The following is an 8,208-nucleotide window of genomic DNA, read 5'->3' as shown; positions in this document are numbered from 1 at the left end:
GCTTTTGCTAGCTGCTCTTTTATATTGAGTTGAAAATAAATTTTAGGTCTTATTTCTTTTCTGCATCATATAATTTTAACCGAAACATCCAGCTCAAAGTGTTACCTCCTATTGAACTGCACCCCAATTGTTAGACACAGTCTAACAATTGGAGGTGCAGTTCAAAACGATGCTCTTTTTCATTTTCTATAAAATAAAGTTTTTTATGAAAGATACACACTTAACCGAAAATAACTTCATAAAATATTCTGTGTTCCTTTCTTTATAAAAAGTCGTTACAAAATGATTCTCGTCACGAGAGCACTTTATTAAGTGCTCTTTTTTGTATTCCAAATTAATACAAAATGAAATATTATTTAGTTTTCTTTTTGTATTATATTTTCGATTCTGTTCATACTATAGTTGTAGCTTGTAGTTACAACTCATAATATGTATGCTTAGTAAAACTCCTCAGCGCATTACGATGGAGCGGTTAGCTAGATTAGCTAGCTGCTTTGTCATTTGTTAAGCACAAAATAGCGTTTTTGCTAAAAACCTTTCACGTTTAAATTGGACAAGCATATGTTATTGTATGGAGGCAATCCACTTATAGAAATCTACCTTTCTTGTTAAAGAGCATGCTTATATGCGTGCTCTTTTTATTATGTTTCCTTTTGTACAACAGGCAGTTAGTTTTATCCATAACAGTACAACTCTGCACTATTCACTATAAATTTTCATATATTGTATTACGCTTGTCCAAAACGTGAGATTCTTACTCACGCAATCTAAATGAAAGAAAGGAGTGAAAATATGCGTTCATCTAGTCTTAAACTCACAAACTTTAATTGTGGAGCACAAGCCCCTAGTACACTACCAGCTCTCGGTTTTGCTTTTAATGCTACTTCACCTCAATTCGCAACACTATTCACGCCACTACTACTACCTAGTACGGGCCCAAATCCTAATATTACTGTCCCTGTAATCAATGATACAATTAGTACTGGAACTGGTATTAGAATTCAAGTAGCTGGTATTTATCAAATCAGTTATACATTAACAATCAGCCTCGATAACGTTCCTGTAGCCCCAGAAGCAGCGCGCTTTTTCTTGACGCTAAACACATCAACTAATATTATTGCAGGATCTGGAACCGCAGTCCGTTCTAATATTTTCGGAACTGGTGAAGTCGATGTATCCAGTGGTGTCATTCTAATTAACTTAAACCCTGGTGATTTAATTCAAATTGTACCCGTTGAAGTAATTGGTACCGTAGATATTCGTTCTGCAGCGTTAACAGTTGCACAGATTCGTTAATAAAAACAATATGCTTGGCTAATTAACATTTAATGTTCTTTCTACACACCAAAATATATGTTATAGATTTGACTCACATTTATATCAAACAAGCATATTTTATTGTATGGTGACTATCTAGTCATACAAATCTAAAGCGTTCATAAGAGCACACTTATATGTGTGCTTTATTTTTTATGAAAATCAAGCTTTAAACACACACCACTCTAAAACAGCATGCATATAATGTCATGTTTCCTCTTTCAACTTATATTTTGGGACAGAGCGCTTTAGGAAAGCGCTCTTTAGCTTTAAAATAAAGATTTTGTTTCAACCCATTCACCAATTTCATACTTTTACATACTTTAATAATACCTTTCTGTATAATGTGAGTTTGTCACTTTCGTTATAATGACGTATAAAGGGTGCTCTTGATTAGCGCTCTTTTTTATTTGTTGTTAAATAAGGATTTTGTTTCAAATGTATTCACTCTTTATTTTCAACTTCCATATACTTATACCGACTATAAAAAATTAAACTATAGTTCTTGGTCTAAGAGCGCCATTAGAGCATATGGTGTTCTTTTCAATTCAAATAACGTTTTTATTTAAATTTCATAAAACCTCCCTTTATCCAAATAGGTTCAAAATTATCTATTTAGCATATATAATACTTGTAAACAATTTAAATTCTATACATAAGTAATGGAGGCTTTAAAATGGGAAGTGTCCCAAATTTATCACCACAACAATCAATCTCAAAAAATAAAATTAATCCTAATAAGAATCAACAAACGAATAAAAAGCTAAGACGTCGCCTTTTATTAGCACTTGCTTTTATGCTACCTATGGTTATTTCCATTCAAATCTGCATTTATAAGCAAGAGCAAATGATTCAAGAAAAACAAATTACACTTAATAAAGAAAAGAAGAAATTGTCTGAATTAGAACTTATAGGACGTTATTTTGAAAACGATATTAAAACTTTAACAGCAAGCGAGGAAGGTATTTTAAAATTCGCAAGGAAACTATATGGATTCTCCAGACCTAATGAAACTATATTTCAAATAACTGAATAACTTTTCAATACTTAAGCGATTGTCATTAATCATGGAGTGATTTAATGATCATCGCTTTTTATCAAAATTCTATCAAATAACTATTTTGTTCACTTTTTTGATACATTTATGAAACATTCATGTGTTATCTTCAGTAAGTTCTTTTCTTTTCATAAACCGTGTGGATTATACCAACACAAGAAGCTCTAGATCCCTAAATCTAGAGCTTCTTGGTTTAAATAACTATTTTGTTCGATCATGTATAGACAACTATATGTTTAGGTGTTAAAATATTATTGTAATTCCCACATGGTTTCACATACGACTTTTTTCTTCGATTATGGGGTTCTTACGTAATGTAAGGACCATTTTTTATTTAAATAAGTACTTTTTAAAAATTTATATGTACATATTTTTCAGTATATAATTAAATTATCAATATATCAGGGACAATAATGATTTTGTTATATATTTGTTTCGGAATGAGTGCAGTTTTTAGCTTAATAAAGAAATTTGGAAAGCCACAGATAAACCGGTTCCTGGTTTTAGTTGATTCTTTAATTTTGCTTGGAGCTTTATTCCTAGTAGATAACATCTTCATCTCCTTTTAATAACTGTTTTAGTTCCTCGTAACTCTCTTCAAATAAGTCGCATTCATTAGTAGACTTAACTATATTACTCTGAATCCATTTTTCTATTAACCTGTCTTATTCGCTCATATCGTATCCTAGATAATTTACTGTACTCCCTTACGACCTACGAATGGCTTCGTAGCAGCTTCATCCTACTTTTAACCCTTGAGTAAAAAGTAGTATTCTTAATCCCGTTCTTTCTTGCTAATTCCAAATGCACTGCGTACCCTTTTCCCTTCTTTGCTGTTTCATATAAATTCATACCATCTTTGACCAGTTTGAAGAACGTCGACTGGCTTATTTCATTCCATTCAGCTAGTGTTATCATTCTAGAATTAATGCCACTTTTTCTCTTTACATGTTAAAAAAATATTTAGATGATAGTCCAAATACATATTATTAATATTAAGCTGGTTCACGTCAGGAGAAGGTATTTTAGGTTGTCTTTTTTTTATTTTCCTTCGACATAATATGACAATATACGAATTGACAATTTGTTATTATTATCTAGAAATCTTACATTTATCTACAAATTATTATTGTATTTTTAATTTTTTAAATGTAAAATATTTCAATGTAAATACATACCATTTAGGGAGATGGAGAAAATTATGAAAAAATTATTAGCTTCAGCAACAGCGGTTACATTATTAACAGTGGGGTACAGTTCTGCTGCATTTGCAGAAAAAAATCCAATCGACAAGAATTGCGGTCACTTTAAAAACAAACAAGAAGTTATGGAATTCTGGCACAGCAATGGATACAGCGCAACTAATGATCCTCATGACTTAGATCGTGACAATGACGGCTTACCTTGTGAAGTGAAAAAAGGGGACTACGATCAATTTTTAGCTAGCAAGCAAACTACTAAAAAAGATGAAAACAAACCTCAAGAACAAACTAAGCAAGAACCTGCTAAACAAGAGAACACTAAGCAAGAGAATTCAAAACAAAACAACCAAACAACAAATAATAAACAAGAACAAACTAAGCCTCAAACAACTGCAAAAGAAACAAAGAAAAATACTAATACAGTTGTGAAAAAAGAAACGAAAAAACAAGGTGAAAAATTACCTAATACAGCATCAAATGGTGTTACAATGATGTTAGCAAGCTTAGGATTAGCATTAGCTGGATCTGTATTAATGTTCCGTCGTAAAAAGACAAACGCATAAAATAGTTCCTTAAAACGGCAGGAGAAATCCTGTCGTTTTCAAATGGAGTGATAAAAGTGAATAAAAAACAATGGATAGGCTTATGTTTAACTGTTATTGGACTTACTATCTTTTCCTATTATTTTCTAGAATGGTATAGTGCTAGACAATCAGCAGAGTCATTAACAACTAACGAGGCTAAACAATATGAGACCTCCACACCTTCTAAAGAAAATGAAGCGCAAAACATCAATCAAACTGAAACTGAAACTTCACTACAACCTAAAGAACCTGTACAAATTCCCGCTTCAAATGTAAACCATCAGTTAGGAGATAAAGTAGCATATTTAATTATCCCTAAAATACAAAAGAAATACTCTGTATATTGGGGAGCTGATGATAAAGTACTAAAAAAGGGTGTAGGTATGTTTGTTAGTGACTTAACTACTACACCATCTGGAAATGGTCATACAGTTTTAAGTGGACATAGAGATACTGTTTTTACCGAGCTTGGTCAACTAAAGGAAAATGACCAACTTATCGTGGAATATGAAAATAAAACATATACATATAAAATTAACAAGCATTGGATAACAGATTCAGAAGACCGAACAGTTATTGTAGAAAAAAGTGAGCCAACATTAACACTAACAACTTGTTATCCTTTTGACTATATAGGAGACGCTCCAGATCGGTACATAATTGAAGCATCTCTACTTTCCATTCGGTAAGGATGAGAGTCCAAAAATTAAAGTGGGTTAAGTAGGAAGAAGGCACCTTTGGGTGTCTTTTTTTATGAGTAAGAAGTACTGCCAAGATGCGAGGAATAATAGGTCATAAGACGGAAGTTCAGCCTGAAAATTCTAAACTATCTTTTTTATTTCCTTTCGACATAATATAACAATATCCTTATATATAGTTTGTTATTATTAGCTTGGCAATCTTATATTTTACATAATTGGAGGAACAAACGTGGGAAAAATATTTAAATTTGGATGCCTAGGCATTATAGCTTTATTTGTAATCGGAATAATTGCTATGGTCGCTGGTGGTGGAGACTCAACAGAAAAAACTTCAACAGACACTAAAGCAGTATCAAAAGAAGGTGTATCTTCTGATGTTAAAATCGCTGTAGGATCTATGGAAACAGTAGATTCTGTGGGTAATGAATATACAAAAGAACAAGCACAAGGTGTCTTTTAAATTTTAGAAGTTACACTTACTAATAATCAAAAAGACGCTATTACTGTTGATGCTAATAGTTTTAAATTAGTAGATAACAAAGGTCGTGAATTCACATATTCAACACAAGGTCAAACATCATTTGACTTAACTAATGGTGGGAAAACTGACTTCTTCTTAAAACAATTGAATCCTGGTCTAACACAAACAGGTAAAATTGTATTTGATATACCAAAAGATGCTGAAGGCCTTTTCTTAAAAGCTAGTGGCGGCATGACAGGTAAAGAAATTAAATTAAAAGTAGAATAGAAAAAAGGCACTCTTTCGAGTGCCTTTTTTCTCAACAGCCAACATTATTTAACGTGGTAAAATAATACTTGGATTGACATCTAATACCATATTACGATGGTTAAAATCGTAAGAAGGCAGCTTTGGGTATCTTTTCTTTTGTACATTATATCTATTTATATGTTCATTGATTTTTTATGTACGTTTGATATAACTACTGTAGTAGTATTACAGTAATAGCTTGTTTATACAATAAAAGAAAAGATGCGCTAACATCTCTTCTCATAACTGCTACCTTCAGGAACGTGATTATATCATTTGTTTTTTACGGAACCCATCCTTTTGCTTCCGATGGCGACGAGGAGTGGGGTTTTTTGTTATCTTTTTCTAGAGTTTGTTTCCTAAAAACATACGCAGAAACTTCACGTACAATAGCTTTCACAAATTCTTTCAGAAGCCAAAACAAAAACTCCATAGGTGTATCATCCCCTTTCCTTCCAAATGGAAAGAAGGGACTACCAATTACCCTCACAATATACAGTTAATTCTATTATACTAGTAAAATCTTACTAATATAAAAAAGACCACCATTAGGCAGTCCTTTTTAGTAGTTTTAGAGAATTAAATTATAACATATAAATACGTAAATAATAATATATTATTTCCCAAGATACTATAAATTTTTTATGATTCTTGATTTCTTACTCTTCATTGCATAATAAAATTCCCTATAATAATTAAAAAATAACCTAAAAACTATTAATCCACTAAATTATTGAAAAAACTGGTTATCTCTATAATTTTTGGTAAAATATAGATATTGTTTAAGAAGATAAAGTTAATATAGATTAACTAAGTAATGCAAAGAAAATGTTTTATTGCATAAAAAAAGGCTCCATTGCTGGAGCGCTCCAAAATAAACAAACGAATTAAAACAAGAAACAGACAATTTAATTATATAGATAAAATATAATTAAATCTATATATATGTAATGTCGCATATAAAAAACTCTATTTATTGATTCTAATAGACTTACTCGATGATTGTTATATTTTTTTATGGTTTTTAAGCAATACAATACCTTCTTAACACTAAGTGTACAAGTAAAAGAAGACATTTTAATCGATGTCTTCTTTTCTTATATAATAACAACACAATAAATTTCTTTATGAATTAGAGGAAACTCTAAAACAAGAAAAAATATTGTTGTAATCAAAAAATGGGCATCAAACAAAAGGAATAAAAAACAGGTAATTGTTCGTAATCACAATTACCTGTTTTTTATCATTTATATTTACTCTTTATTTTTTAAAATTTCATTAACCTCTCCTACACTTAATTCAGTGGCTTCCGCTATCTTCTCTATAGGTACACCTACTTTAATTAAATTGTGAATCATCTCTATCTTAGTTGCTATTCTAGCTTCTTTTGCTGCTTTTTCTTCTGCCGTCTCTATTTCTGATATTCTATCTTTTATTGCCTTCTCTCTCGCCTCATATAAGCGTAAAAAGTCCTTATCACTACTTAAACGCTCCCAATCCTCCATTGCCTTTTTCAAAACTGGATCTTTTTCCATCGCGATTCCCTCCAGGATTGTTGTTAATTTCTCATCTTCATATGCAGGAAATAATAATAGCCAACGTGCTAATATATCCTCCCATGGATCCATTCGATCTTCTTGCCATTCTCGAATAACCTTTGGAATCTCAAGAAAATGCAATTGCATATTCTCTGAAATTATGTGCTCCGATTTTTTGTTCATGACTACACCGACATTATGAAAGTCCTCTTCTCCTGGAAACAGAATGAAATCCACTATATTAATACAAATAGTTGGTCTTAATTCTGTATACTTCATCCCCTGAGTCATTTGGGAATAATACATGCCAGCCCAGTAGAACAAAGATCGCTCGATCATGTCTTTTTTGTCACGAACCTGTATCTCTATATTTAATTTTATACCACTATTAAGGGTAGCTCGTAAATCTAAAATAGACAATTTATCATCCTTTTGTTCCCTTGGAAGATGTGGATCATCTAAATGCAAAGAAATAATTTCCTCATCTAAAGAGGATTGTAATACCGCATTAAGAAATCCAATGAGTATATCCTCGCTTCCTTCTACTCCAAACAAGCGCTTGAAAGCAAAATCAACTCATAAATTTACTAGATTTTTTTCATAGATGTATTCATATTCTCTTCTACCTTTCTTTTAGTGAATTTAAATCCTCTGTAGTAATTGAATATAAGAAAAAGATAGAATTACAAACTCTATCTTTTTAAATTTACCTTCAGAAAGTTTACTTTTTTCTGCACGCTTAACCACTTCTAACACTCCATCATGATGCACAATCATTGCAAGATCATCTTTCTTAAAAAGACAATCCACATCTGCAGTTTTTACATGATAGCTGTGTAGAATCGGCTTCCATTTCTAGAAAATCACGGATTGCAGTAAAGCGATAACTTTTCCCTCTAAAGCATCTCTCCATTGAACTACCCCCACTCTCACTTCGTTTAGAAGTGAGGGATTCCTAAGTAAAGAGTTCTATCGAACTCTAATTGATTAGGCTAACCCCGCAGTCCTTGCGGTTAGAAGCCTTATTGCTTCATTCTTTA

At 31.7% G+C, this 8,208-nt stretch carries 5 protein-coding genes and 3 pseudogenes; 5 read left to right on the top strand and 3 right to left on the bottom strand.

The window, feature by feature from the left end:
* Positions 1-792: 792 nt before the first annotated feature.
* Entirely contained in the window at positions 793-1,296 is a 504-nt protein-coding gene (exsF, locus tag MR143_RS32410) for an exosporium protein ExsF (RefSeq protein ID WP_001257908.1), read from the top strand.
* A 697-nt stretch (positions 1,297-1,993) separates the two neighbouring features.
* Complete coding sequence (locus MR143_RS32405; protein WP_000536029.1) at positions 1,994-2,353, top strand: FtsB family cell division protein; 360 nt, start codon at positions 1,994-1,996, stop codon at positions 2,351-2,353.
* Between the two features lie 560 nt (positions 2,354-2,913).
* Here MR143_RS32405 and MR143_RS32400 read toward each other — a convergent pair.
* Positions 2,914-3,030, bottom strand: a complete 117-nt coding sequence (locus tag MR143_RS32400) for a Fur-regulated basic protein FbpA (RefSeq protein ID WP_258010520.1) — start codon at positions 3,028-3,030, stop codon at positions 2,914-2,916.
* A gap of 545 nt (positions 3,031-3,575) precedes the next feature.
* On the opposite strand from MR143_RS32400, the gene MR143_RS32395 reads away from it, so the two are divergent.
* From MR143_RS32395 to MR143_RS32385, 3 genes and pseudogenes are all read left to right on the top strand, one after another.
* Positions 3,576-4,139, top strand: a complete 564-nt coding sequence (locus tag MR143_RS32395) for an excalibur calcium-binding domain-containing protein (RefSeq protein WP_242281290.1) — start codon at positions 3,576-3,578, stop codon at positions 4,137-4,139.
* Positions 4,140-4,195: 56 nt separating this feature from the next.
* The gene (locus tag MR143_RS32390; protein ID WP_001036095.1) at positions 4,196-4,849 is read left to right on the top strand and encodes a class D sortase; all 654 of its coding nucleotides are present in this window, start codon (positions 4,196-4,198) and stop codon (positions 4,847-4,849) included.
* A 241-nt stretch (positions 4,850-5,090) separates the two neighbouring features.
* Positions 5,091-5,609: pseudogene (locus tag MR143_RS32385) on the top strand (DUF4352 domain-containing protein).
* A gap of 1,274 nt (positions 5,610-6,883) precedes the next feature.
* Here MR143_RS32385 and MR143_RS32380 read toward each other — a convergent pair.
* Both MR143_RS32380 and MR143_RS33360 read right to left on the bottom strand, forming a co-directional pair.
* Positions 6,884-7,782: pseudogene (locus tag MR143_RS32380) on the bottom strand (Rpn family recombination-promoting nuclease/putative transposase).
* A 28-nt stretch (positions 7,783-7,810) separates the two neighbouring features.
* Positions 7,811-8,081, bottom strand: a pseudogene (locus MR143_RS33360) (hypothetical protein); the annotation flags it as partial.
* Positions 8,082-8,208: the final 127 nt, after the last annotated feature.

Source organism: Bacillus cereus group sp. BfR-BA-01347, from assembly GCF_022663835.1.
In the GTDB taxonomy this organism is placed as follows: domain Bacteria; phylum Bacillota; class Bacilli; order Bacillales; family Bacillaceae_G; genus Bacillus_A; species Bacillus_A thuringiensis_K.
Note: the sequence above shows the minus strand (reverse complement) of the source record. Positions and strands in the feature narration are given on the sequence as shown.

Bases quoted from the DNA above. Each gene is read 5' to 3' on its own strand.
- exsF (WP_001257908.1), top strand. From the start codon at position 793: ATGCGTTCATCTAGTCTTAAACTCACAAACTTTAATTGTGGAGCACAA.
- MR143_RS32405 (WP_000536029.1), top strand. From the start codon at position 1,994: ATGGGAAGTGTCCCAAATTTATCACCACAACAATCAATCTCAAAAAAT.
- MR143_RS32395 (WP_242281290.1), top strand. From the start codon at position 3,576: ATGAAAAAATTATTAGCTTCAGCAACAGCGGTTACATTATTAACAGTG.